Raw genomic sequence first — 24,468 nt, 5'->3', positions numbered from 1 at the left:
TCATTCCGGGGCAAGGCCGCAGGCCTTGAACCCGGAATCCCGAGCTTGTCTGGCGCTCGTATCCCACAACCTCGAGATTCCGGGTTCAGCCCTGCGGCCCTGCCCCGGAATGACGTGCGCTTGAGAGCGCCCATCACAATCCCATCTGCCGGCTGGCCAGATCCTTCATGATCTCCTCGGTGCCGCCGCCGATGGCATTGACCTTGACCTCGCGATAGATGCGTTCCACGCGTACCCCGCGCATGAAGCCTGCACCGCCAAAGATCTGCACCGCCTCGGAGGCACAATACGCCATGGTCTGCGTCGCCTGGTTCTTCATCATGCAGATCTCGGCCACGGGATTATCGCCCTGTTCGAGCCGCCACGCCAGCATCTCCAGCATCGCCTGGGAGGCTGCGACGCGCTGCGCCATGTCGACCAGCTTGTGCCGGATGACCTGGTGCTGCGCCAAGGGCTTGCCGAAGGTCTGGCGCTCCCTGGCATAGGCGATGGCATCGTCGAGGCAGACCCGGGCGAACGCCGTGCAGCTCGCCGCCATGCCCATGCGCTCGCTGTTGAAATTATGCATGATCAGCTTGAAGCCCTGCCCCTCCTCGCCGATCAGGTTCTCGACCGGCACACGGCAGTTGTCGAAATGCAGGGTCGCAGTATCCGATGCCCACCAGCCCATCTTGTTGAGCTTGGTGCGCGTCAGCCCCGGCGTGTCGCCGGGAATGAGCAGCAGGCTCACACCTGCCGGCCCGGGTCCCCCCGTGCGCACGGCGACGGTGATGTAGTCGGCGCGCACGCCCGAGGTGATGAAGGTCTTCTCGCCGCTGACGACATAGTGGTCGCCGTCGCGGAAAGCCTTGGTCCGGAGATTTGCGACATCGGAGCCACCGCTCGGCTCGGTGATGGCGAGCGCGGAGATCTTTCTCCCTGAAAGGATCTCCGGCAACACCCGCGCCTTCACCTCCGGCCGCGCCGCGCGCGCGATCGGCGGCGCGCCGATGCTGTGGCTCATCAGGCTGGCGCTGACGCCGCCGGCACCGGCCCGCGCCAGCTCCTGCGAGGATACGATCTTCATGAACTGATCGGCCGCCACTCCACCGAACTCTTCGGGAAAACCCAGCCCGAGCAGGCCGATGTCGGCCGCCTTCGCATAGAGCGCGCGCGGAAATTCGCCGGCCTCGTCCCAGGCGCTCGCGAACGGCGCGATCTCCTTGTCGACGAAACGCCTCACGACGTCGCGGAAGGCCTCGTGCTCGGCCGTATAGAACGGGCTTTTCGTCATCGGCGCCAGGCTCTGGTTGCTGTGTCGCCAGGATGACGAGAAGCCGCGGTATCGCCTTGCGTCGAGGCGCTGACTGCCGAAATCGCGTGCAACGCGGCGCACATTCGTGACGGTCCATCAGCGCCTGGACGCAAGACAGTGCAATGCACTCACCGGCCCACTCGCGGCCAAAAACGCCGCGCGTCCCGCCGGCCTCCGGGAAGTCGGGACGCGGCGGCCAGACACGATCGCGATCAAGGCGGCATCAGATCGCCTGACACGAGGAGGGAACGCGTGCCAGTACGGTATTACGACTGGATTGCGCATCATGCGCGGAGGACGCCGGCCAAGACCGCCATGGTCGATCTCGGCAGCAACAGGCGTTTCACCTATGCCGAGTTCGATGCCCGCGTCGCCCGCCTCGCCGGCCATCTCCGCGACGCCTGCGGCCTCGGCAGGGGCGACCGCGTCACCGTGCTCGCGCTGAACGCCACCGATACGCTGGAGGTGCAATTCGCCTGCTTCCGCGTCGGCGCGATCTTCGTGCCGCTCAACACCCGCCTCACCGTCCCCGAGCTGCAATTCATCGTCGGCGACTGCGCGCCGAAACTCATGATCCATGACGACGATCTCGCCGACACCGCGCTCGCCGTGAGCCGGCTGTGCGGCGTCGCCACGGCGCTGCGTTACGGCCCCGGCGGCAGCTACGAGCAGGCGATCGCGACGGCCAAGTCGCTGACCGCAATCGAGCCGGTGACGCTCGATGACGTCTCGACCATCATGTACACGTCGGGCACGACGGGACAGCCGAAAGGGGCGATGATCACCCACGGCATGACATTCTACAATTGCGTCAATCTCGGCGGCCCCGCCTACATCACGCCGTCCTCGGTGCTGCTCACCGTGCTGCCGCTGTTCCACACCGGCGGACTCAACTGCTACACCAATCCGGTGATGCATGTCGGCGGCACCGTGCTGATCATGCGCGCCTTTGATCCCGGAGAGGCGCTGCAGCTCATCGGCGATCCCGCGCACGGCATCAACGTATTCTTCGGCGTGCCCGCGATCTATCAGTTCATGGCCCAGCACCCAATGTTCGCGACCGCCGATTTCAGCCGCCTGACGATCGGCGGGGTCGGCGGCGCGCCGATGCCGGTGCCGCTGCTCGACACCTGGGAAAAGCGCGGCGTCGCGCTGCAGCAGGGCTACGGCATGACAGAGACCTCGCCGGCCGTGCTCGCGCTCGACCGCGGGGATGCAGCGCGCAAGGCCGGCTCCGCCGGCAAACCGGTGCTGCATACCGAGGTCCGCATCGTCCGCCCCGACGGCAGCGATGCCGATGTCGGCGAGCTCGGCGAATTGTGGGTCCGCGGCCCCAACGTGACACCCGGCTATTGGAACCGGCCGGACGCCAACCGCTCCTCCTTCACCGACGGCTGGCTGCACACCGGCGACGCCACCCGCGTCGACGACGAGGGCTTCTACTACATCGTCGACCGCTGGAAGGACATGTACATCTCCGGCGGCGAGAACGTCTATCCTGCCGAGGTCGAGAGCGTGTTGCATCAGCTGAGCGCCGTGGCCGAGGCCGCGGTGATCGGCATCGCCGATCCGCAATGGGGCGAGACCGGCATGGCCATCGTCGCGGTCAAGCCCGGCCACAGCCTGAACGAGACCGATATCTTCGCGCACTGCCAGGCCAATCTCGCTCGCTTCAAATGTCCGCGCACCGTCCGCTTCGTCGACGCGCTGCCGCGCAATGCCACCGGCAAGATCCACAAGCCGACCCTGCGCAAGAGCTTTGCGACGGCCTCGGCGGTCGATCTCGTCCAGCAGGCGTCGTGATGTCTCATGCGCCGCGGAAGCTGCGCATCTCGACCACCGGGAACCACAAGACCAACCAGAGGAAGCCCAGGGAATGTTGCCGATGACGACCAGGACTCTGCTGTCTTTCGCGGCCGCCGCCGCATTATCCGTTTTGGCGAGCCAGAGCGCGCTTGCCCAGAAAAAATACGACACCGGCGTCACCGACACCGAGATCAAGATCGGCAATGTCGAGGCCTATAGCGGCCCCGCCTCGGCCTACGGCATCATCGGCAAGACCGAGGAGGCCTATTTCAAGATGATCAATGACCAGGGCGGCGTGAACGGCCGCAAGATCAACTTCATCTCCTATGACGACGGCTACAGCCCGCCCAAGACGGTCGAGCAGGTGCGCAAGCTGATCGAGAGCGACGAGGTATTCCTGGTGTTCAACGCGCTGGGCACGCCCACCCAGACCGCCGTGCAGAAGTACCACAACGCCAAGAAGGTGCCGCAGCTGTTCCTCGCCACCGGCGCCAGCAAGTGGAACGATCCGAAGGAATTCCCGTGGACCATGGGCTTCCAGCCCAGCTACCGCGTCGAGGCGCGGATCTTTGCCAAGTACATTCTGAAGGAGAAGCCGAACGCGAAGATCGCGATCTTCTATGCCAACGACGATTTCGGCAAGGACTACGTCATCGGCATCAAGGACGTGCTCGGCGACAAGGCCAAGACCATGATCGTCGCCGAAGAGAGCTACGAGACCACCGAGCCGTCGATCGACTCCCACATCGTCAAGCTCAAGGGCACCGGCGCCGACGTGTTCGTCAACATCTCGACACCGAAATTCGCCGCGCAGGCGATCAAGAAGATCGCCGAGCTGGAATGGAAGCCGATGCATCTGATGACCGACGTCTCGATCTCGATCGGCGCCGTGATGAAGCCGGCCGGCCTCGACGCGTCCGAAGGCGTGCTGTCCGCCGGCTATCTCAAGGACCCGTCGGATCCGCAGTGGAAGGACGACGAGGGCATGAAGAAGTTCATGGCCTTCATCGACAAGTACATGCCCGGCGCCAACATCTCCGACGCCAACCTCGCCTATGGCTACGCCGCGGCGCAGACCATGGTCCAGACCCTGAAGCAGTGCGGCGACAATCTCACCCGCGAGAACGTCATGAAGCAGGCCGCCAGCCTGAAGGATTTCGCGCCGGATACCCTGATCCCCGGTATCAAGGTCAACACCGGCCCCAACGACTTCGCCCCGATCGAGCAGCTCAAGATGATGCAGTTCAAGGGCGGCAAATGGGACCTGTTCGGCGACATCATCAGCGCGGATGTCGGGGGGTAGCTAAAGGCGATAGCCCTGCGCGTCAGGCTTCGCATGCGACATGGCCACGCCGATCGTTGAAGCCCCAACTCTCGCGACGATTGCGGTCGACTCCCCTCCCCCTTGCGGGGAGGGGTTGGGGGTGGGGGTCTCCGCACTCCGAACGGGGTGGATCGCGCCAGACTATTTCGACCACACTGGGACGCCCTCGATATTCCCCCATCACTCCGGACACGACTCGTGGACCCCCACCCCCGACCCCTCCCCGCAAGGGGGAGGGGGGCTCACCTGCACCGCGGCCCGACATTCGATAAAAAATTCATATTGCTATTTTTCCGAATTCATGATTATCTCCGCCGATCCCGCCTCACTGCGGAGGGGCGTTGCGCGCGATCGTCACGACACGCGAGGCGGGGAGCGGTGGCCGCGTTTTGCCGCAGCGTGTCCTCACGGATGCGCCGACGAACGGCAAGGCGCGGACGTGAAGTCGCAGCGTCCTGACACCCCGAAGCTGGTGTCACGTCCGCGACGGCGCTTGAGGCGCCGCGCGGATCATGGTGGCCAACAAGCCCGGCGCACCAGGGAGACTGCGTATAAGCGTTAAACCCATCGCGCAGGGAATGCCGGCGTGCTCGGCTTTGCCTGTGGTACCTGCCGCCTGCATTTTTTTCGCAGGCGGGCCATGGGTGAGGCCTTCACCCGGCATTCCCTGCGCCCTCTGCATTGTTTGCGAGGGACACGAGACCGCAGACCTCGGGCATTCTATGCCGCGGGAACACGCTCACATGTCCCTGACCCGCCTCAGCTGTTTGAACCGTGAATCCGTCCTTTGGCTCCGCTGTCGTCCCGGACAAGCCGTGACGCGCGATAGCGCGTCGCGGCGCCGATCCGGGATCCATACGCCGCGGCGGGAATGATGCGCGAGCAGCCAACGACGCGACTGCCCCAAACTACGCCCCGTGGCTATGGGTCCCGGCTCAAGGCCGGGACGACATCGGTGTTTGCCGAGGCAGTGTCGTAGGGTGGGCAAAGCGACCGACCGCGGGGCGGTCGCGTGCCCACCATCGATCCACACGCTCCGAGCAAATGGTGGGCACGGCGCGCGATGGAGCACGACATGCGACGGGCATCGCGAGCGCGCCTTTGCCCACCCTACAGACAACGCACTACCAACTTACGCCACGCCCTGGACGAACAGCGCGAACGGCTCCTCGACCGTCTTGCGCAGGTGCTCGCGATACAACTGATAGTGCCGATCATCAGCCCCGAGCCTCCCGAAGCTCGGCTCCGCCACGCTCTGCAACGGCAGCAGCGCGATCGGCGCCGCGATCGGGGTCAGCAGCGAGCCGCGGCCGGCCAGCAAGGTCGTGATGATGCCGTACATCTCGCCGGTGATGGTCGGCCTCGACACCGTGATCAGGCGGTGCTGGCCGTGGCGGTTGGTGACGAGGTAGACGAAGCCGGACTGGTTGGGCACGGCGACCTCGCCGAACTGCGAGAACGCCGCATCGAGCCGCGCGCCCTCGCGAAACACCAGTGACGAGGCCGCATCGTCCCACACGATGTCGGTGCGATAGGCGTAGATCGCGTCCTTGTCGCCGAACGATGGCCGCAGGGTCACATAGGTGCCCTCGATCCATTCCACCGCGCGCCGTGAATAGGAGCCGAGGCTGTCGGGCGCGATCCCGCCGCTGACCACCGGTGCGGCAACCGAAGGTGCCGCCGTTGGCTTGCGCAAGGATATCCCGAGCGCCTGCTCCAGCCGCACGATGGTGGCGAGCGTGAACGGGCGGCGACCGCCGAGCGCCTTCTCCAAGGTCGACAGGCTCAGTCTGGCCTGCTCCGCCAGCGTCTGCCGCGACATTCGCCGCCGCGCGATCTCCTCGCGGACGGCCTCCGCCACCTGCCGGCTCTGCTCATCGGATAGCTCACTGTTGTCCGGTATCGACATCCTGGTCCCTGCCACGTCGCGCGGCCCGTTGTAGCAGACGGACAAAACAGCACAAACCCGGACAGATCAGCCGCCTCCTCGCTCGCCACCGGACCAGGCCGGGCGGGCAGCGGCCGAACAAGACCGACCATTCCGCTCGCGACCCGAGCGACTCCCGCCCAATCTCCGCCTGCACCTTCCTGTTCGTTGCGGAGCCTCTGATGAGCGACACGATCGACTATGATATCCGCAGCAGCGCCCATCCGGTCCGATCCTGGATCGTGACCATGCTGCTGTTCCTGCTGCTGCAAACCGCCGCCGTGGCGCTGGTCGCCTTCACCGCATTATTTGTCAGCGTGACGCCCGGTTTGTCGGCCGAGGGCCCGCGGGCGCCGCTGACCAGGCCGGGCAACGCCCGCTCCGGCGCGCTGCTGTTCAAGTCCGATGCCGGCTATGCCGAGGCGCCGCGGCTCGGCATAGACGTCGACATCGTCGTCTCCGGCCCGACCGCGCGGGCACGTGTCACGCAGCTGTTCAGGAACACCAGCTCGCAATGGCTGGAGGCGGTCTACGTCTATCCGCTGCCGCCGGACAGCGCGGTGGATACGTTGAAGATGATCGTCGGCGATCGCGTCGTGGTCGGCGACATCAAGCCGCGCCAGGAAGCCAAGGTGATCTATGAGCAGGCCAAGCGCGAGGGCAAGACCGCGGCGTTGACCGAGCAGGAGCGCCCGAACATCTTCACCAACTCGCTTGCCAATATCGGCCCTGGCGAGACCGTGCTGGTGCAGATCGAATATCAGCAGCCGGTGGCGCAGGTCGCCGGCGAATTCTCGCTGCGGGTGCCGCTCGTGGTCGCACCGCGCTACAATCCCAAGCCGATCGTGCAGAGCGTCGATCTTCGGCCCGGCAGCGATGGCTGGGGCGCAGCGAGCAACGACCCGGTGCCGGATCGCGATCGCATCTCGCCCGAGGTGCTCGATCCCGCAAAGAATGATCCGGTCAACCCGACGAAGATCACGGTGCGGCTGCAGGCGGGCTTCGCGCTCGGCGAGGTCAAGAGCCATCATCACCCCGTGACGGTCGAGAGCCCCGATGCCAGGACGCGCGTGGTCACCCTGGCCGAGGGCGTGGTGCCCGCCGATCGCGATTTCGAACTGACCTGGAAACCCGCCTCCGCCGCGATGCCGTCGGTCGGCCTGTTTCACGAGCAGGTCGGCGACGCCGACTATCTGCTCGCCTTCGTCACGCCGCCCGCTGTCGCCGCGACTACGCAGCGTCCGCAGCCGCGCGACGTCATCTTCGTGATCGACAATTCCGGCTCGATGGGCGGCACCTCGATCCGCCAGGCCAAGGCCAGCCTGCTCTACGCGCTGGGACGGCTGCAACCGGGCGACCGCTTCAACGTCATCCGCTTCGACGACACGATGACGGTGCTGTTTCCGTCCTCGGTGCCGGCCGATGCCGAGCATGTCGGCAGCGCCACCAACTTCGTCAGCGCACTGGAGGCGCGCGGCGGCACCGAAATGGTGCCGGCGATGCGCGCGGCGCTGACCGACGACGGCAGCGACAGCGACCGCGTCCGCCAGGTGGTGTTCCTGACCGACGGCGCCATCGGCAACGAGCAGCAGCTGTTCGAGACCATCACCGCGATGCGCGGCCGCTCCCGCATCTTCATGGTCGGCATCGGCTCGGCGCCGAACACCTATCTGATGAGCCGCGCCGCCGAGCTCGGCCGCGGCGCCTTCACCCATATCGGCTCGGTCGAGCAGGTCGAGGAGCGCATGCGCGATCTGTTCGCCAAGCTGGAGAACCCGGTGGTGACCGGACTGACCGCGACGTTCTCGGAAGCCTCCGCCGATCTCACGCCGGCCGTGCTGCCCGATGTCTATCGCAACGAGCCGCTGGTGCTGGCCGCCAAAATCGATCGCCTCGCCGGCTCGCTGCAGCTCAAGGGCCGCATCGGCGATCAGCCCTGGACGATCACGCTGCCGCTGTCAGGCGCCGCGGAAGGCAAGGGTCTGTCGAAGCTGTGGGCGCGCCGCAAGATCGGCGATGCCGAGGTGGCGAAGACGATGCGGCAGATGACGCCGGAGGAAGCCGACGGCGCGATCCTGAAGCTCGCGCTGGAACACCAGCTGGTGACCCGCCTGACCAGCCTGGTGGCCGTCGACAAGACGCCGCGCCGTCCAGATGGCGAGCCGCTGAGGTTGGCCGAGCTGCCGATCAACCTGCCAGCGGGCTGGGACTTCGAGAAGGTGTTCGGCGAGCGCGGCCGGATGCCCGCGATGCAGAAGGACCGCCGCGCCGAAGCCGATGGCGACGTGCAGTTCGCCGCGCTGAAGCGGCCGGTGGTGCCGGCTGGGCCCGCAACGGTCACGTTGCCGAAGACGGCAACCGATGCCGAACTCAGCATGCTGCTCGGGCTTGGGCTGCTGATGCTGGAACTGATCTGGCTCGTCGCGATCAGGCGGCGAGCTGCCGCCAACTAACTATCGGCGTCATTGCGAGGAGCCGCAGGCGACGAAGCAATCCAGGGGCGGCACGACGACTCTGGATTGCTTCGTCGCTTCGCTCCTCGCCATGACGGGAGGAGAGAGAATGCCCCGCTTCGTCATCCCGCTCGCGATCGCCGCAATTGGCCTCGCCCTGTTCGGCCACGGCGCCTTCATCCACGCCAAGGCCATCGTCGCGCAGGTGCTGCTCGATCGCGCGTTCAGCCAGACCATCGCCACCGGCCGGCCGGTCAAGCCGTGGTCCTGGGCCGACACAGTCCCGGTCGCGCGCATCGAGGTGAACCGGCTCGGCGTCTCCACCATCGCACTCGCTGGCTCCAGCGGCCAAGCGCTCGCCTTCGGCGCCGGGCATGTCGAGGGGACCGCCGAGCCGGGCGCCGCAGGAATCGCCGTCTATTCCGCCCATCGCGACACGCATTTCCGCTTCCTGCGCGACGTCAGGATCGGCGACGAGATCGACATCGTCAGGCGCGACGGCAAGACCTTCCGCTATCGCGCCGACGCGGCCCGCATCGTGCACTTCGATGCGTCCGGCATCGACCCAGCCGCCGAACGGCCTGAGCTCGTGCTCTCCACGTGCTGGCCGTTCGACGCGCTGACGCAAGGGCCGGAGCGCTACGTGCTGCACGCCACCCTGATCGCCGACCGATGAACGGAATGCCAGCCATCGCCACTCTTGGGAACCAAGCGCCGAATGCCCATTTGTCACGTGCCGCCCCTCTGGGGATGATCCCGCCGGGCCAGCAAGGCTCAATTGCGAAGCGCTTCCGACATGCATTCCCAGGTCCAATATCTGCCGATCACGCCCGCCTTCTTCGCCCTCCTGGTGCTGGCGTTCGGCGTCCTGATCGTCCTGATCCAGCTCGGCATCCTGCGCTATGCCTATATGAAGCTCGGCGTCAGCTCCGGCACCGCGATGCTGCTGCTGCTCGGCTCGCTGGTCGGCAGCTATTTCAACATTCCGATCACGATGCTGCCGGGACAGGTGGCGCGCTCCGGCGAGATCATCGACTTCTTCGGCATGCAATATGTCGTGCCGCTGGTGCATCAATGGCCGGGCACCGTGCTGGCCGTGAACGTCGGCGGCGCCGTGATCCCGACGATCATGTCGAGCTATCTCGTGCTGCGCTACCAGCTGTGGCTGCGCGCTGCGATCGCGGTGCTGGTGATCGCGGTCATCATCCACGCGATGGCGACGCCGGTGCAGGGTGTCGGAATCGCGGTGCCGGTGTTCGCACCGGTGGTCGTCACCGCGATCCTGGCCTTCCTGCTGTCGCGCGAATACGCCGCGCCGCTGGCCTATATCGGCGGCTCGATGGGGACCTTGGTCGGCGCCGACCTGATGAACCTCGACAAGATCGGCAGCCTCGGCGCCCCCGTGGCCTCGATCGGCGGCGCCGGAACGTTCGACGGCGTCTTTCTGACCGGCATTCTTGCGGTGCTGCTGGCCGGCCTTGCGGCCCCTTCTCGCCCAGGCCTCGCGCGCTGAGCTTCCCACTCAGCGGGTTAGCGGCTAAAATCAGGCCAAGGCAGCAGCGGACACCGAATGCGCGCGATCAATCTCATTGTCGGAACCCTGACGATCGCGGTGGTCGCGGCCGGGATCAGCGGCGTGCTGATCAAGCAGAAGCGCCGCATTGCCGAGCAGCGCAGCACCCTGCGCGTGGTGTTCGACGGCGGCTCGGCGGCAGGCCTGCGCAAGGGCGGGCCCGTGAATTTCGACGGCGTCCAGGCCGGGCAGATCCTGTCGATCAACCTGGAGAGCCCGCGCAAGATCGTCGCCATGATCACGCTCGACAAGTCGGCGCCGATCCGCAAGGACACCACCGCCGGCATCGAGTTCCAGGGCCTGACCGGCATTGCCGCGATCTCGCTGGTCGGCGGCGCGCCGACGGCCCCGCCGGTGCCGCTGGATCACGACGGCGTGCCGGTGCTGTCGGCCGATCTCAAGGACCAGGAGACGATGGTCGAGACGGTGCACAACATCGACAAGTACATCGTCAGCAATGCGCCTGCGATCAAGGACGCGCTGCAGACCTTCGAGACCGAGACCGCCTCGCTCCAGGCCAAGACCGCGGCATTCGACTCTGCCGTCGACAAGGCCGAGGACGTCTTCAAAGGCTTCGATACGCTCGTCACCAAGATCGACGGCGCCATTCCCGGCTTTGCGGACGGCAATCCCGGGCAGCTGTTCGATCAGATCAAGTCGATGCGCGAACTCGTCGACGGATTCAAGCGCAAGTCCGCCAAGGTGATCGACGAGAGCCGCAAGACGCTGGTCGACATCAGCGACAGTGCCAACGCGATGACCGTCAAGTTCGGCGGCCAGCCGGGTCCGGGACCGCGCCGCGTGCCTGCGTCACGCTGAGGGGCGGGCGCGCCGCCCCTCGCGCTTTAGTGGCTGATCATCCAGGGGCGCGCCGTCGGAAAGCCCTTGGCGCCGCTCTTGGTCTTTGTCATCAGCCGCGGCGACTTCTTCGGCGAACAGCAGCCGCAGCCCGGCCCGTGCTTGGCCTTGTATTCCGCGAGCGTCTGCGGCGCGTGGCGGCTGCGCTCGTTGGTGGCATGCGCGGTGCGCCGCTCCGCCGGCATGCAGGCGAAGGCGGGCGCGGTGAGGATCACCCGCGGCGCCATGTCCCGGCATTGCGGGCAGACCTGCGGATCATCGCATTCCGACATCGGGCGCATGTCCGTGAACGGCCCGCATTCATCACAGAGATATTCATAGACCGGCATTGTCTCGTCTCCTGCGCAACAGCGTCTCCAAAGTCCGCGCGGCGGGTGCGGGGCGGCGAAAGACGCTACCGTCCCGCACCCATCGCGCAGGGAGGAGAATTACTTGTCCGGCGAGATCGGCATCTGGATGTCGCCCGTGATGTGCTTGATCGGCCCCGCCGCCGACGGCATCACGTCGAAGTCGAAGATCTCGGTCGGAAGCCACAGGGTGGCGCAGGCATTGGGCACGTCGACCACGCCGGAGATGTGGCCCTGCACCGGCGCAGTGCCGAGGATCGAATAGGCCTGGGCGCCGGAGTAGCCAAACTTCTTCAGATACTCGATGGCGTTGAGACAGGCCTGGCGATAGGCGATGTGGACGTCGAGGTAGTGCTGCTTGCCCGCCTCGTCGACCGAGATGCCCTCGAAGATCAGGTAATCGCGATAGTTCGGCGTGATCGGCGACGGCTTGAAGATCGGGTTCTTGATGCCGTACTTCGCCACGCCGTCCTTGATGACGTCGACCTTGATGTGCAGCCAGCCGGCCATCTCGATGGCGCCGCAGAAGGTGATCTCGCCGTCACCCTGGCTGAAATGCAAATCGCCCATCGAGAGACCGCCGCCGGGCACGTAAACGGGGAAGTAGATCTTCGAGCCGCGCGACAGATCCTTGATGTCGCAATTGCCGCCATGCTCGCGCGGCGGCACGGTGCGGGCACCCTCGGCACCGATCTTGGCCTTGACGTCGCCCTTGGCCTGGCCGGCGTGGGCGGTCGGCGCGAACGGCGGGTTGGCCAGGCCCGGCACGCGGGTCGGGTTGGTCGCGATCAGCGCCGTCTCACGCTCGTTCCAGGTCGCGAGCAGTTTCGGATCGGGCAGACAGCCGATCAGGCCGGGATGGATCAGGCCGGCGAAGTTCACGCCGGGCACATGGCGCGACGAGGTGTAGAGGCCCTTGATGTCCCAGATCGATTTCTGCGCCAGCGGGAAATGGTCGGTCAGGAAGCCGCCGCCATTCTGCTTGGAGAAGAAGCCGTTGAAGCCCCACAGGCTCTCCTTCAGCGGACCGACGTCGAGCAGGTCGACGACCAGGAGGTCGCCGGGCTCCGCGCCCTTGACACCGATCGGGCCGGACAGGAAGTGCACGATCGACAGGTCGATGTCGCGCACGTCGTCGGCCGAGTCGTTGTTCTTGATGAAGCCGCCGGTCCAGTCATAGGTCTCGATGATGAAGTCGTCACCGGGGTTGACCCACTCCACCATCGGAATGTCCGGGTGCCAGCGATTGTGGACCTTGTCGTTCTCGTAGGCCGACTTGGTCAGATCGACCTTGATCAGTGTGTCAGGCATCAAGAGCTCCCCTTTACCTTTGCTTGGACGGAGTGGTTAGACGGACAGATATTTCGACACCTGCGCGGCATCGACGGAGTCGCGCGGGTCGTCGCGGACGATCTCGCCGTTCTCGATCACCAGCACGCGGTCGGCGATATCGAGCGCGAAGCTCAGCACCTGCTCGGAGACGACGATCGACAGCCCCTTCTCGTCGCGGATGCGCTTCAGGGTGCGCGCCATCTCCTTGATGATCGACGGCTGGATGCCTTCGGTCGGCTCATCGAGCAGCAGCACCTTCGGCTTGGTGGCGAGCGCGCGAGCGATCGCGAGCTGCTGCTGCTGGCCGCCGGAGAGATTGCCGCCGCGGCGGCCCTTCATCTCCAGCAGCACCGGGAACAGCTCGTAGATGTCGCCCGGCACCTCGGACTCGCCGGACACGACAAGGCCGGTCTCGATGTTCTCCTTGACCGTCATGGTCGAGAAGATCATGCGGCCCTGCGGTACGTAAGCGAGCCCCTTGGCGACGCGCTCGTAGCTCTTCATGCCGGAGAGTTCAGAGCCGTCCATCGCGATCGAGCCGCTCTTCGCGGGCAGGATGCCCATCAGCGACTTCATCAGCGTGGTCTTGCCCATGCCGTTGCGCCCCATGATCGCAACGATCTCGTTGGGCGCGACCTTGACGTTCAGTCCATGCAGCACCTCGCTCTGGCCGTAGGCGACATGGAGATCGGAGATTGCGAGCATCACGCCTGCTCCTTGTTCGTGAGTTCGACGAGCTGTCTGTTCTCCCCTCCCCCTTGCGGGGAGGGGTTGGGGGTGGGGGTCTCAGCAAAGACTGCCCGTGTGGACCCCCACCCCCGACCCCTCCCCGCAAGGGGGAGGGGGGCGCAGCGGGGGCGTGGATGGAGTGATTTCCCGAACATCGGCTCAGTGCCCCAGATACACTTCGACGACCTTGGGATCGTTCTTGACCCGCTCCATCGTGCCTTCGGACAGGATCTGCCCCTGATGCAGCACGGTGACCTTGTGGGCGATGTCCTCGACGAACTTCATGTCGTGCTCGATCACCAGCACCGAGCGGTCCCTGATGATGCGGTTCAGCAGTTCGGCGGTCTTGGCGCGCTCGCTGACGCTCATCCCGGCGACGGGCTCATCGAGCATCAATAGGTCCGGGTTCTGGATCAGGAGCATGCCGATTTCGAGCCACTGCTTCTGGCCGTGGCTGAGCTCGGCCGCCGAGGTCTTGAGGCGATCCTTGAGGAAGATCATCTCGGCGACCTCCTCGACGCGGTCCTTCACGACGGCGTCGCGCTTGAAGGCGAGCGAGCCGAAAACCGTGCGGCCGCGCGGGAACGAGATCTCGAGATTCTCGAACACGCTGAGGTCCTCGAACACCGACGGCGTCTGGAACTTGCGCCCCACACCCGCCTTGACGATCTCGTTCTCACGCAGCTTGGTCAGCTCCTTGCCGCGGAACTGGATCGAGCCGGACGTCGCTTTGGTCTTGCCGCAGATCAGGTCGAGCACCGTGGTCTTGCCGGCGCCGTTGGGGCCGATGATGACGCGGATCTCGTTCTCCTCGACGTAGAAGGAGAGGTCGTTGACCGCCTTGAAGCCGTCGAAGGAGACGGTAAGCGCTTCGACCGCGAGCAGGAATTCCTTGGGCTGATGACCGATGAGCATCGCTAAATCCTCACTCTGCGGGGGCGCCGTTGGCGACCAGGCCGCCATTACCGGATTTCTTGGTGCGGGAGGCCAGCAGGCGGTCGATGCGCGGCTGCACGTAGTCGCCCCAGATGCCGGCCAGTCCGTTCGGGAAGGCGAGAACGACGGCGATGAAGAGCGCACCCAGGCCGAACAGCCAGAGTTGCGGGAAGGTCTCCGACAGGCTGGTCTTGGCGAAGTTGACGAGGAGCGAGCCGTAGACCGCGCCGAAGATCGAGAGCCGGCCGCCGACCGCGGTGTAGATCACCATCTCGATCGACGGCACGATGCCGACGAAGGACGGCGACATGAAGCCGACCTCGAGCGTGAACAGCGCGCCACCGACGGCCGCGAACACCGCAGCCGCGCAAAAGGCGAAGATCTTGAAGTTGGCGACGCTGTAGCCGGAGAAGCGGACGCGGTCCTCCTGCTCCCGCATTGCCACCAGGATGCGGCCGAGCTTGGTCAGGCGGATGAACTGCGCCACCACGATAGCGGCGAACAGAAAGAACACCTCGACGAAGTAGAGGATGTATTTCGCATGGTCGGTACGGATGTCCCAGCCGTGCAGGGTGCGCAGGTCGGTGATCCCATTGATGCCGCCGGTGTAGCCCTGCTGACCCACGATCAGGATGGTCATGATGGCGGCGATGGCCTGGGTGATGATCGCGAAGTAGACGCCGCCGACACGTCGCTTGAACATCGCGGCGCCGATGATGAAGGAGAAGATCGCAGGCACCAGGATGATCGCCGCCAGCGCGAACGGGAAGCTTTGAAACGGCTTCCAGAAGAACGGCAGCGCCGTCAGCTGATTCCAGTCCATGAAGTCCGGAATGCCGGGCGTCGACTGGATCTTGGTGTTCGCGACGCTGGAGGCTTCCAGCTTCAGGAACATTGCCATGCAGTAGCCGCCGAGGCCGAAGAACACGCCCTGCCCCAGGCTGAGAATGCCGCCATAGCCCCAGCACAGCACCAGGCCGATCGCGACGAAGGAGTACGTCAGATATTTCGCGACGAGGTTGAGGCGGAAGATGTCGAGCGCCAGCGGAAGGATGACGACGAGCAGCAGCAGCAGGGAGACGAAGCCGATGAGCTCCGAACGGTTGAAGAAGCGCGAGTTGATCATGGCCGTGCTTTCTTGTTGGACTGTCGGAGCTGGCTCATTTGCGGACCTTGAGGGCAAACAGGCCCTGCGGCCGCAGCATCAGGATGGCGACGATCGCGAGCAGCGTGAGCACCTTGGCCATCGAGCCGGACATGAAGAACTCCATCGTCGACTGCGCCTGGGAGATGGTGAAGGCCGACGCGATGGTGCCGATCAAGCTGGCGGCGCCGCCGAACACGACGACCAGGAAGGTATCGACGATGTAGAGCTGGCCGGCGGTCGGACCGGTCGAGCCGATCATGGTGAAGGCCGAGCCGGCGACGCCGGCGATGCCGCAGCCGAGGCCGAAGGTGTAGCGGTCGACCTTCTCGGTGTTGATGCCGACGGCGCCGGCCATGACGCGATTCTGCACGACGGCGCGGACCTGGCGGCCCCAGCGCGACAGGAACAGCACGTAGGCGACGACGATCGTGATCAGGATGGTCAGGCACATCACGAACATGCCGTTGATCGGAATCTGGATCGCGTCAGTCGCCTGCCAGGAGCCCATCATCCATTCGGGGAGCTCGACGCCGACCTCGCGGGCGCCGAACACCGAGCGATACGCCTGCTGCAGGATCAGGCTGAGCCCCCAGGTGGCGAGCAGCGTATCGAGCGGCCGCTTGTAGAGCCGGCTGATCATCGCCCACTCGACCAGCATCCCGAGGGAGCCGGACGCGATGAAGGCCAGCGCCATCGCGACGAAGAAGTAGCCGGGAAAGAGTGCGGGAAGAAAGCTCTGGAAGGCGTTCGACGTCATCCAGGTGACGTAGGCGCCGAGGATCATGAACTCGCCATGCGCCATGTTGATGACGCCCATCTGGCCGAAGATGATGGCAAGCCCCAGCGCCATCAGCACGTAGACCGAAAACAGGATGAGGCCCGCGAAGCCCTGCATCGCGAAGATGGCCCCGAGGTCGCCGATGGAATAGTCGCCGAACATGATCCGTCCTCTTGTGATGCGTGGAATTCGTTCTCGATGCGCACCCGACTTCGATGCGCATTGGCTCGCATGTCATCGCCCCGGGCGAGGTCGTTCCCTCCCCCCTTGTGGGGGAGGGCTAGGGAGGGGGGCCACACGACGAGTTGTGGGTGGGTACCCCCCTCCCCAACCCTCCCCCACAAGGGGGGAGGGAGCACACTTGTCGTGTAGCAACAGCGTCGCTTCATCGGCCTATAGCGACAAAGCGTGAGACACTTACTGATAGCCCTTCGGGAACGGATCGGGCTCGACGAGATCGGCGGTCTCGTAGATCAGCTCGTACTGACCGTCTGCCTTGGCGCGGCCGACGCGGGTCTTGGACCAGAGATGGTGGTTCTCGTGGATCCGGACGTAGCCTTCCGGCGCACCCTTGAACTCGATGCCGGGCGAGGCGGCCGCGACCTTGTCGATGTCGAAGCTGCCGGCCTTCTCGACCGTCAACTTCCACAGCCACGGACCGAGATACGCTGCTTGCGTCACGTCGCCGATCACGGTCTTCTCGCCCCACATCTTCTTGAAGGCGGAGACGAAGGCCTTGTTGTTGGCGTTGTCGAGCGACTGGAAGTACTTCATGCAGGCATAGGCGCCCGCGATATTCTCACCGCCGATGCCGTCGATCTCGTCCTCGGTCACGGAGATGGTCAGCAGCGTCTGCTTCGACATGTCGATGCCGGCCGCCTTGAGCTGCTTGTAGAAGGCGACGTTGGAACCGCCGACGATGATCGCGTAGATCACGTCCGGCTTGGTCAGCTTGATCTTGTTGATGACCGAGTTGAACTGGGTGTGGCCGAGCGGGAAGTACTCCTCGCCGACGACCTTACAGCCCTGCAGATGGCCCTCGATGTGCTTGCGGGCAATCTTGTTCGAGGTGCGCGGCCAGATGTAGTCGGAGCCGAGCAGATAGAAGGTCTTCGCGCCCTTGGTCTTGTTGACCCAGTCGAGGCCGGCGATGATCTGCTGCGTGGCTTCCTGGCCGGTGTAGATGACGTTCTTCGACTGCTCGAGGCCTTCATAGAAGGTCGGATAATACAGCATGCCGTTGTACTGCTCGAACACCGGCAACACCGCCTTGCGTGAGGCCGAGGTCCAGCAGCCCATCACGGCGGCGCATTTGTCGTTGACGAGCAGCTTCTTGGCCTTCTCGGCGAAGGTCGGCCAGTCGGAGGCACCATCCTCCTGGATGAACTTGATCTTGCGGCCGAGCACGCCGCCGGTGGCGTTGATCTGCTCGATCGCGAGCTTTTCCGCCTGCACCGAGCCCGTCTCCGAGATCGCCATCGTGCCGGTGACCGAATGCAGAATGCCGACCGTCACTTCGCTATCGGTGACTGCAAGTCCGGTGGTGTTGACAGCGGAGGTTGCGGGACCGGCGCCGAAGGACGGGCGCGGCATCATGGCCAGCGCCGGGATGGCGGCCATTCCCATCATCAATTGGCGCCGAAGTGGCGACTTCAGGCCTTTTTTGGTTTCGTCTGACATGAGCACCCCATTCATTGGTTCGAGGACACGCGTTGGGTCAGGCGAAGGATGGCGCGCTTTGTGCAACGCACGGATACGCAAGATTGCGTATACTGCACCGCAAAAGCGCGACGTAGGCTCTACGCAGGTCGTGCGAGGGCAGGGCGAGGCGTGCGGACCAACCGCTGCGGGTAAGGAGTTGAAGAGTGGCAGGGCGGCAGCGGATCGACCGCGTCAGGCGCCAGTACAACCAGTGGGTCGCCAACCAGACGTTGGAGGACTATGCGCTCCGTTTCACGGCCAAGAGCGCCCGGCGCTGGTCCGCCGCCCGTGTCGCCAACACCGCGCTGGGCGCGATCTCGTTCCTGGCGCTGGAGGCGATCGGCGGCACCATCACGCTGAACTACGGCGTCACCAACGCCACCGCAGCGATCTTGGTCGCCAGTGTCATCATCTTCTGCTGCGGCCTGCCGATTGCCTATCACGCCGCCAAATGCGGCATCGATATCGACCTGCTGACGCGCGGCGCGGGTTTCGGCTATATCGGCTCGACCGTCACATCGCTGATCTACGCGTCGTTCACCTTCATCTTCTTCGCGATCGAGGCCGTCATCCTGGCATCCGCGCTGGAGATGTGCTTCGGCATTCCACGCCCGATCGGCTATCTGATCAGCGCCGTCGTCATCATCCCGCTCGTCACCTACGGCATCACCCTGATCAGTCGCTTCCAGCTATGGACGCAGCCGCTGTGGGTCGTGCTGCACATCCTGCCCTTTGCCGCAATCGCCTATGCGAGCCCGCACTCCTTTGTCGAATGGCAGCAGTTTCCCGGCGAGCACGGCGATCCCATGGGCCATCTCGATCTGGCGCTGTTCGGAACTGCCGCGGCGGTCGTGTTCTCGCTGGTCGCCCAGATCGGCGAGCAGGTCGACTTCCTGCGCTTCCTACCGCGCGACCGCCGCACATCGAAGCGCTCGTGGTGGATCGCGCTGCTGTCGGCCGGACCGGGCTGGATCGTGCTTGGAGCCCTGAAGCTGCTGGCCGGATCATTCCTCGCCTTCTTCGCGCTGAGCCACGGAGTGTCCGCCGATCACGCCGCCGAGCCCGCGCACATGTATCTGGAGGCGTTCCGTTACGTGTTGGCGCGGCCTGACCTGGCGCTTGCATTGACCGGCACCTTCGTGATCGTCTCTCAGATCAAGATCAACGTCACCAATGCATATGCCGGGTCGATCGCCTGGTCGAACTTCTTCTCCCGTTTGACGCACAGCCATCCGGGACGGGTCGTCTGGCTGGTATTCAACGTCGTGGTCGCGCTGCTGCTGATGGAGATCGGCGTCTACAAGGCGCTGGAGCAGACGCTGGCGCTGTACTCTAACATCGCGATCTCCTGGGTCGGCGCGCTGGTCGCGGACCTCGTGATCAACCGCCCGCTCGGCCTGCGGCCGCAGCAGATGGAGTTCAAGCGCGCCCATCTCTACGACATCAATCCGGTCGGCGTCGGCGCGATGACGATCGCGACGATCGTGTCGATCAGCGCTTTCTACGGCCTGTTCGGCCCGACCGGCAAGGCGCTGTCGACCTTCGTCGCACTCGGCGTCGCGCTCGTTACCGCGCCGGCCATCGCCTATCTCACCGACGGAAAGTACTATCTGGCGCGCAAGCCCAAGCGGAGCTGGCAGAACATCGAGCAGATCCAATGCTGCATCTGTGAGCATCATTTCGAGCCGGAAGACACCGCCTCCTGCCCGGCCTATGCGGGTCCGATCTGCTCGCTGTGCTGCTCGCTCGACGCACGCTGCCACGATCTGTGCAAGCCGCATGCGCGGGCGCAGGCCCAGGTCTCTGCAGCCCTCAGCGGCATGCTGCCGCAATCCGTGCTGGCGAAGATCAACTCGCAGTTCGGGCATTACGTTGGCGTGTTCCTGACTTCGGCAGGATTGGTCGCGCTGACGCTCGGCATGATCTATCTGGAAACGTCGGCGGCCCTACCGGGCTTCAAGGGCATCATCTCGGATGTGCTGTGGAAGGTGTTCTTCGCCCTGTCCATCATTATCGGCGTGGTGACCTGGCTGTTCGTTCTCGCGCAGCAGAGCCGCCGTGCCGCCGAGGCCGAGACGCGGCGGCAGACCCAGTTGCTGATCCAGGAGATCGAGGCGCACAAGCGCACGGATGCCGAGTTGCAGCGAGCCAAGGAGGTGGCGGAGTCGGCCAATCTTGCCAAGAGCCGCTACGTGGTCGGCCTCAGCCATGAGCTGCGCTCGCCGCTGAACGCGATCTCCGGCTATGCCCAGTTGCTCGAGCAGGATACGAGCCTGACGCCCAAACCGCGTGATCAGGTTCGCGTCGTCCGCCGCAGCGCCGATCATCTGTCCGGCCTGATCGACGGCATTCTCGACATCTCGAAGATCGAAGCCGGGCGGCTGTATCTGTCGCGCGACGAGGTCCGCCTCAGCGAATTCCTCGATCAGCTCGTCGGAATGTTCCGGCTGCAGGCGGCAGCGAAGGGCGTCGACTTCGTGTTCAAGCGGCCGGCCGTGCTGCCGCTGGTCGTCTATGCCGACGAGAAGCGGCTGCGCCAGATCCTGATCAACCTGCTATCGAACGCGATCAAGTTCACCCAGGGCGGCAGCGTGCAGTTCGTCGTGCACTACCGCAGCCCGGTGGCGGAGTTCGAGGTGATCGACACCGGCCCGGGGATTCAGCCCGATGATCTCGAGCGGATTTTTGCCCCATTCGAGCGCGGCGCGCTCGGTGTCGCGCAGCCGCAGACAGGCACGGGGCTCGGCCTGACGATCAGCCGTCTGCTCGCCGGCGTCATGGGCGGGGACATCAAGGTCGTGAGCAAGGTCGGCGCGGGCAGCACGTTCAAGGTCAAGATCCTGCTGTCGGAGGTCACCAACCCGACGCGGCATCCACCGGTGAAGGCGCCGGTCGCGGGCTATCTCGGCCCGCGCAAGACGATCCTGATCACCGATGACGATCCGGTGCACCGCGACCTGCTGCGCGAGGTGCTGACGCCGCTCGGTTTTATCCTGTTGAGCGCGCCGGATGGGCCGGCCTGCCTCGGCCTGGCGCAGCACTGCCAGCCGGATCTCTTCATTCTGGACATCTCGATGCCGGGCATGGACGGTTGGACCGTCGCCGAGACCCTGCGCAGCACCGGCCATCATCAGGCGCGCATCCTGATGACGTCGGCAAGCGCGCTCGAAGCGCATGGACGGCCGCTGGCCCAGCCCTTCCACGACAGCTATCTGATGAAGCCGATCGACATTCCGCGGCTGCTGGAGGCGATCCGCCAATTGCTGAAGCTCGAATGGAGCTACCAGACCGACATGCCCGTGGCTCAGACGCACTGGCGGCCGGATACCGGATCACGACCACCGCTGAAATATATCGAGGAGCTGATGGGCCTCGGCCAGATCGGCTATATCCGGGCTATCCAGCTCAAGCTCGACGAGATCGGCAGCGCGCATCCCGAGCATGCCGAGTTCGTCGCCCAGATGCGCGCGCTGATCGACCGCTTCGATCTCGATCAGTACATGGCCACTCTGAAGACCCTGCACGCCTATGAGCATTGACAGCAAGAAGCGCGATGTCGCGCTGGTCGTAGACGACTCTCCCGAGACACTTCGGCTGCTCACCGACGCGCTGGATGGCGCCGGGATGACCGTGATGGTCGCGCTCGACGGCGCAGCTGCCATGCGCATCGTCGACCAGATCACACCGGACATCATCCTGCTCGACGCGGTCATGCCGGGCATGGACGGCTTCGAGACCTGCCGCAAGCTCAAGCGCGAGGCTGGTCTTTCCAACGTGCCGGTGATCTTCATGACCGGTCTGGCCGACACCGAGCACATCGTGCAGGGACTGGAGGCCGGCGGCGTCGACTACGTCACCAAGCCTATCGCCGTCTCGGAGATGCTGGCGCGCATCCGCGTGCATCTCGCCAATGCCAGGATGACGCAGAGCGCGCGCGCCGCGCTCGACGTCTCCGGCCGCTTCCTGCTCGCCGTCAACCGCGAGGGCCGGCTGATGTGGGCGACGCCGCAGGCGCAGAGACTTTTGTCCGACAGTTTCGGCAACGCCGAGGAGCTCGTGCTTCCTGACGCGCTGCGACAATGGCTGGATCAGGCGCAGAAGGGCAAGGCTGCGGCCAAATCCGCAGCTTCGATTCCGGATCATCCCGAGCTACGCCTGTATTACCTAGGAGGCGCGGGACCGAATGAGGTGCTGCTGCGGCTGGCCAAGGAGACGTCGGGCGAACTGCCCAAGCAGTTCTCCAGCGAGTTCGGCCTCACCACGCGCGAAGGCGAGGTGCTGTCCTGGCTATCCAAAGGCAAGACCAATCGCGACATCGCGCAGATCCTCGGACTCAGTCCGCGCACCGTCGACAAGCACCTCGAGCAGATCTACGCCAAGCTCGGCGTCGAGAACCGAACGGCGGCCGCGGCGATTGCCACCGGGGTGGCGCGGAGAGAAAGTTGAGGCGGGCCAACGCGCGCGCCCCGACCAAGCTGTCGTCCCGGGCAAGCCCACTGACGCAAAGCGGCAGTGGGCGCCGACCCGGGACCCATACCGCGTGATCCCTCTTGAGGCAGGCCGCACGTTGAGCCTCGTGCCCAACACGTCCGCCTGCGGTTATGGATCCCCGCCTTCGCGGGGATGACACCGTCTTTGGAGCAGCGGCTCGGCGGGGCGCCGTCAGCACTCACCCATAAACAAACGCCGGATCATCGAGATCGATCGCGGGAATCTCGTCCTTTTCGGCCCAGTAATCCTGGCTGTGCTGCCATTCCGGCTTGTCGCCGCGCTTCGGCAACAGATGCATGTTGCGCATCATGTAGCCGGGATTGAAGTTCTCCGGATCGATCCAGGGCAACAACGGCATATTGTGATCTTCCGGACGCAGCGCCGGCATCACCTTCTGCACGCCCTTCGCCTTCATGTGCGCAAGCAGCCGGCAGACGAACTCCGCGACCAGATCCGTGCGCAACGTCCAGCTGGCGCGGAAATAGCCGAACACCCAGGCGAGGTTCGGTACACCCGAGAACATCATGCCCCGATAGGTCACGGTATCGGCGAAGTCGAGCGGCTTGCCGTCGATCGAGAATGCGATGTCGCCGAGCACGCAGAGGTCGAATCCGGTGGCGGTGATGATGATGTCGGCCTTGAGCTCATCCCCCGACTTCAGCTCGATGCCGTTTTCCGTAAAGCGCTCGATCTCGTCGGTCACGACCGAGGCCTTGCCGCTCTTGATGCCCTCGAACAGATCGGCATCAGGCACGAAGGCAATGCGCTGCCGCCACGGGCGATAGCTCGGAGTGAAATGCCTGGCTGCCTGTTCCGGGCCGATGATGGCGCTGATCTGGCCGATCAACTCCTTCTTGACCTGCTCCGGCTCCGTCAAGCAGCGCTTGGTGAACCAGTCCTGCTCGAACAGGATCTTGCGCCGGACGATCTCGTGGATCCATTCTTCCTTGACCTGCAGCCGGCGCAGCTCCTCGGCGAGTTCGATGGCGTTGCGGCCGATGCGGAAGTAGGTCGGCGAGCGCTGCAGCATCGTGACATGCGCGCACTTGCCGGCGATCGACGGCAGGATCGTGGCCGCGGTCGCACCGGAGCCGATGACGACGACCTGCTTGCCGGTGAGATCGAGATCCTCAGGCCACACTTGCGGATGGACGATACGGCCCTTGAAGGTCGCCATGTCCCGCCACTCTGGCGTGTAGCCTTTCGAGTGGCGATAATAGCCCTGGCACATCCAGAGAAAGTTCGCCGTGATCGTAACCGGCTCCTCCGCCCTGCCCTTGACGGCATGAACGGTCCAGAGATTGGTCACGCTCGACCAGTTCGCAGAGAGGATGCGATGGCCATAGCGGATGTGACGGCCGAGATCGTTCTCCTCGATCACGTCGCCCATGTATTTGAGAATCTCGTCGGCGGTCGCGATCGGCGGCCCGACCCACGGCTTGAAGCTGTAGCCGAAGGTGTGCAGGTCGCTGTCCGAGCGGATGCCGGGGTAGCGATGCGTGCGCCATGTGCCGCCAAAGCTCTCCTGGCTCTCCAGGACGACGAAGCGCGTGTCCGGCAACTGCTTCGTCAACTGATAGGCGCTGCCGATGCCGGAGATGCCGGCACCGACGATGAGCACGTCGAAATGTTCGGTCGCGTGAGAGGACGCGGCCTCCCGGATGGGCGCGATGACGTTCATGGCAGTCCTTGGGCTTTTGATTTGTTGTTTCCTCGCCCGACAGGCTGAACCCGAACACGAGGATGGTCAACCCGCGACGCGCGGCCGCAAC

At 64.9% G+C, this 24,468-nt stretch carries 18 protein-coding genes; 8 read left to right on the top strand and 10 right to left on the bottom strand.

Annotated elements, in window-relative coordinates:
• Positions 1 to 133: 133 nt before the first annotated feature.
• On the bottom strand, positions 134 to 1,273 hold the full coding sequence (locus HL666_RS15075; RefSeq protein ID WP_172182196.1) for an acyl-CoA dehydrogenase family protein: 1,140 nt from the start codon (positions 1,271 to 1,273) through the stop codon (positions 134 to 136).
• A 273-nt stretch (positions 1,274 to 1,546) separates the two neighbouring features.
• On the opposite strand from HL666_RS15075, the gene HL666_RS15070 reads away from it, so the two are divergent.
• A complete protein-coding gene (locus tag HL666_RS15070; protein WP_172182195.1) occupies positions 1,547 to 3,097 on the top strand; it encodes an acyl-CoA synthetase in 1,551 nt (516 codons plus the stop codon).
• A 73-nt stretch (positions 3,098 to 3,170) separates the two neighbouring features.
• Positions 3,171 to 4,403: an ABC transporter substrate-binding protein gene (locus tag HL666_RS15065; protein ID WP_172182194.1), complete on the top strand. Its 1,233-nt coding sequence runs from the start codon at positions 3,171 to 3,173 to the stop codon at positions 4,401 to 4,403.
• 1,153 nt (positions 4,404 to 5,556) lie between these two features.
• Here the strand turns inward: HL666_RS15065 and HL666_RS15060 are convergent.
• Positions 5,557 to 6,333 carry a helix-turn-helix domain-containing protein gene (locus HL666_RS15060; RefSeq protein WP_172110377.1) on the bottom strand — a complete coding sequence of 259 codons (777 nt, stop codon included), beginning with the start codon at positions 6,331 to 6,333 and terminating at the stop codon, positions 5,557 to 5,559.
• Positions 6,334 to 6,533: 200 nt separating this feature from the next.
• On the opposite strand from HL666_RS15060, the gene HL666_RS15055 reads away from it, so the two are divergent.
• From HL666_RS15055 to HL666_RS15040, 4 genes are all read left to right on the top strand, one after another.
• Positions 6,534 to 8,804, top strand: a complete 2,271-nt coding sequence (locus HL666_RS15055) for a marine proteobacterial sortase target protein (protein ID WP_172182192.1) — start codon at positions 6,534 to 6,536, stop codon at positions 8,802 to 8,804.
• A 109-nt stretch (positions 8,805 to 8,913) separates the two neighbouring features.
• Entirely contained in the window at positions 8,914 to 9,480 is a 567-nt protein-coding gene (locus tag HL666_RS15050; RefSeq protein WP_172182190.1) for a class GN sortase, read from the top strand.
• 120 nt (positions 9,481 to 9,600) lie between these two features.
• Positions 9,601 to 10,317 carry a DUF1614 domain-containing protein gene (locus tag HL666_RS15045; RefSeq protein WP_172182188.1) on the top strand — a complete coding sequence of 239 codons (717 nt, stop codon included), beginning with the start codon at positions 9,601 to 9,603 and terminating at the stop codon, positions 10,315 to 10,317.
• Positions 10,318 to 10,374: 57 nt separating this feature from the next.
• Positions 10,375 to 11,196 (top strand): MlaD family protein, encoded by an 822-nt coding sequence (locus HL666_RS15040; protein WP_172110381.1) that lies wholly within the window; start codon positions 10,375 to 10,377, stop codon positions 11,194 to 11,196.
• A 26-nt stretch (positions 11,197 to 11,222) separates the two neighbouring features.
• Here HL666_RS15040 and HL666_RS15035 read toward each other — a convergent pair whose 3' ends face one another.
• The 7 genes from HL666_RS15035 to urtA form a co-directional block, all read right to left on the bottom strand.
• The gene (locus HL666_RS15035; RefSeq protein ID WP_172110382.1) at positions 11,223 to 11,564 is read right to left on the bottom strand and encodes an FmdB family zinc ribbon protein; all 342 of its coding nucleotides are present in this window, start codon (positions 11,562 to 11,564) and stop codon (positions 11,223 to 11,225) included.
• A gap of 99 nt (positions 11,565 to 11,663) precedes the next feature.
• On the bottom strand, positions 11,664 to 12,893 hold the full coding sequence (gene fmdA, locus HL666_RS15030; protein ID WP_035648524.1) for a formamidase: 1,230 nt from the start codon (positions 12,891 to 12,893) through the stop codon (positions 11,664 to 11,666).
• A gap of 36 nt (positions 12,894 to 12,929) precedes the next feature.
• A complete protein-coding gene (urtE, locus tag HL666_RS15025) occupies positions 12,930 to 13,619 on the bottom strand; it encodes an urea ABC transporter ATP-binding subunit UrtE (protein ID WP_172110383.1) in 690 nt (229 codons plus the stop codon).
• A gap of 183 nt (positions 13,620 to 13,802) precedes the next feature.
• The gene (urtD, locus tag HL666_RS15020) at positions 13,803 to 14,558 is read right to left on the bottom strand and encodes an urea ABC transporter ATP-binding protein UrtD (RefSeq protein ID WP_172134297.1); all 756 of its coding nucleotides are present in this window, start codon (positions 14,556 to 14,558) and stop codon (positions 13,803 to 13,805) included.
• A 10-nt stretch (positions 14,559 to 14,568) separates the two neighbouring features.
• On the bottom strand, positions 14,569 to 15,705 hold the full coding sequence (gene urtC / locus HL666_RS15015; protein WP_172110384.1) for an urea ABC transporter permease subunit UrtC: 1,137 nt from the start codon (positions 15,703 to 15,705) through the stop codon (positions 14,569 to 14,571).
• A 34-nt stretch (positions 15,706 to 15,739) separates the two neighbouring features.
• Positions 15,740 to 16,666 (bottom strand): urea ABC transporter permease subunit UrtB, encoded by a 927-nt coding sequence (gene urtB / locus HL666_RS15010; protein ID WP_172182186.1) that lies wholly within the window; start codon positions 16,664 to 16,666, stop codon positions 15,740 to 15,742.
• Between the two features lie 255 nt (positions 16,667 to 16,921).
• Positions 16,922 to 18,184 carry an urea ABC transporter substrate-binding protein gene (gene urtA, locus HL666_RS15005; protein ID WP_172182184.1) on the bottom strand — a complete coding sequence of 421 codons (1,263 nt, stop codon included), beginning with the start codon at positions 18,182 to 18,184 and terminating at the stop codon, positions 16,922 to 16,924.
• Positions 18,185 to 18,369: 185 nt separating this feature from the next.
• On the opposite strand from urtA, the gene HL666_RS15000 reads away from it, so the two are divergent.
• A complete protein-coding gene (locus HL666_RS15000) occupies positions 18,370 to 21,744 on the top strand; it encodes a hybrid sensor histidine kinase/response regulator (RefSeq protein ID WP_172110387.1) in 3,375 nt (1,124 codons plus the stop codon).
• Positions 21,734 to 22,651 (top strand): response regulator transcription factor, encoded by a 918-nt coding sequence (locus tag HL666_RS14995; RefSeq protein ID WP_172110388.1) that lies wholly within the window; start codon positions 21,734 to 21,736, stop codon positions 22,649 to 22,651. Before HL666_RS15000 ends, HL666_RS14995 begins: the two co-directional genes overlap by 11 nt.
• 223 nt (positions 22,652 to 22,874) lie before the next feature.
• On the opposite strand, the gene HL666_RS14990 is transcribed toward HL666_RS14995, so the two are convergent.
• Positions 22,875 to 24,377 (bottom strand): flavin-containing monooxygenase, encoded by a 1,503-nt coding sequence (locus HL666_RS14990; protein WP_172110389.1) that lies wholly within the window; start codon positions 24,375 to 24,377, stop codon positions 22,875 to 22,877.
• Positions 24,378 to 24,468 lie beyond the last annotated feature (91 nt).

Origin of the sequence: Bradyrhizobium aeschynomenes (genome assembly GCF_013178945.1) — a bacterium.
GTDB classification, from domain to species: domain Bacteria; phylum Pseudomonadota; class Alphaproteobacteria; order Rhizobiales; family Xanthobacteraceae; genus Bradyrhizobium; species Bradyrhizobium aeschynomenes.
This window is presented reverse-complemented; position numbering and strand designations above follow the sequence as displayed.

Excerpts from the sequence above, each read along its gene's own strand:
- HL666_RS15075 (WP_172182196.1), bottom strand. The coding sequence starts at position 1,273 with ATGACGAAAAGCCCGTTCTATACGGCCGAGCACGAGGCCTTCCGCGAC.
- HL666_RS15065 (WP_172182194.1), top strand. The coding sequence starts at position 3,171 with ATGTTGCCGATGACGACCAGGACTCTGCTGTCTTTCGCGGCCGCCGCC.
- HL666_RS15060 (WP_172110377.1), bottom strand. The coding sequence starts at position 6,333 with ATGTCGATACCGGACAACAGTGAGCTATCCGATGAGCAGAGCCGGCAG.
- HL666_RS15055 (WP_172182192.1), top strand. The coding sequence starts at position 6,534 with ATGAGCGACACGATCGACTATGATATCCGCAGCAGCGCCCATCCGGTC.
- HL666_RS15050 (WP_172182190.1), top strand. The coding sequence starts at position 8,914 with ATGCCCCGCTTCGTCATCCCGCTCGCGATCGCCGCAATTGGCCTCGCC.
- HL666_RS15045 (WP_172182188.1), top strand. The coding sequence starts at position 9,601 with ATGCATTCCCAGGTCCAATATCTGCCGATCACGCCCGCCTTCTTCGCC.
- HL666_RS15040 (WP_172110381.1), top strand. The coding sequence starts at position 10,375 with ATGCGCGCGATCAATCTCATTGTCGGAACCCTGACGATCGCGGTGGTC.
- HL666_RS15035 (WP_172110382.1), bottom strand. The coding sequence starts at position 11,564 with ATGCCGGTCTATGAATATCTCTGTGATGAATGCGGGCCGTTCACGGAC.
- fmdA (WP_035648524.1), bottom strand. The coding sequence starts at position 12,893 with ATGCCTGACACACTGATCAAGGTCGATCTGACCAAGTCGGCCTACGAG.
- urtE (WP_172110383.1), bottom strand. The coding sequence starts at position 13,619 with ATGCTCGCAATCTCCGATCTCCATGTCGCCTACGGCCAGAGCGAGGTG.
- urtD (WP_172134297.1), bottom strand. The coding sequence starts at position 14,558 with ATGCTCATCGGTCATCAGCCCAAGGAATTCCTGCTCGCGGTCGAAGCG.
- urtC (WP_172110384.1), bottom strand. The coding sequence starts at position 15,705 with ATGATCAACTCGCGCTTCTTCAACCGTTCGGAGCTCATCGGCTTCGTC.
- urtB (WP_172182186.1), bottom strand. The coding sequence starts at position 16,666 with ATGTTCGGCGACTATTCCATCGGCGACCTCGGGGCCATCTTCGCGATG.
- urtA (WP_172182184.1), bottom strand. The coding sequence starts at position 18,184 with ATGTCAGACGAAACCAAAAAAGGCCTGAAGTCGCCACTTCGGCGCCAA.
- HL666_RS14995 (WP_172110388.1), top strand. The coding sequence starts at position 21,734 with ATGAGCATTGACAGCAAGAAGCGCGATGTCGCGCTGGTCGTAGACGAC.
- HL666_RS14990 (WP_172110389.1), bottom strand. The coding sequence starts at position 24,377 with ATGAACGTCATCGCGCCCATCCGGGAGGCCGCGTCCTCTCACGCGACC.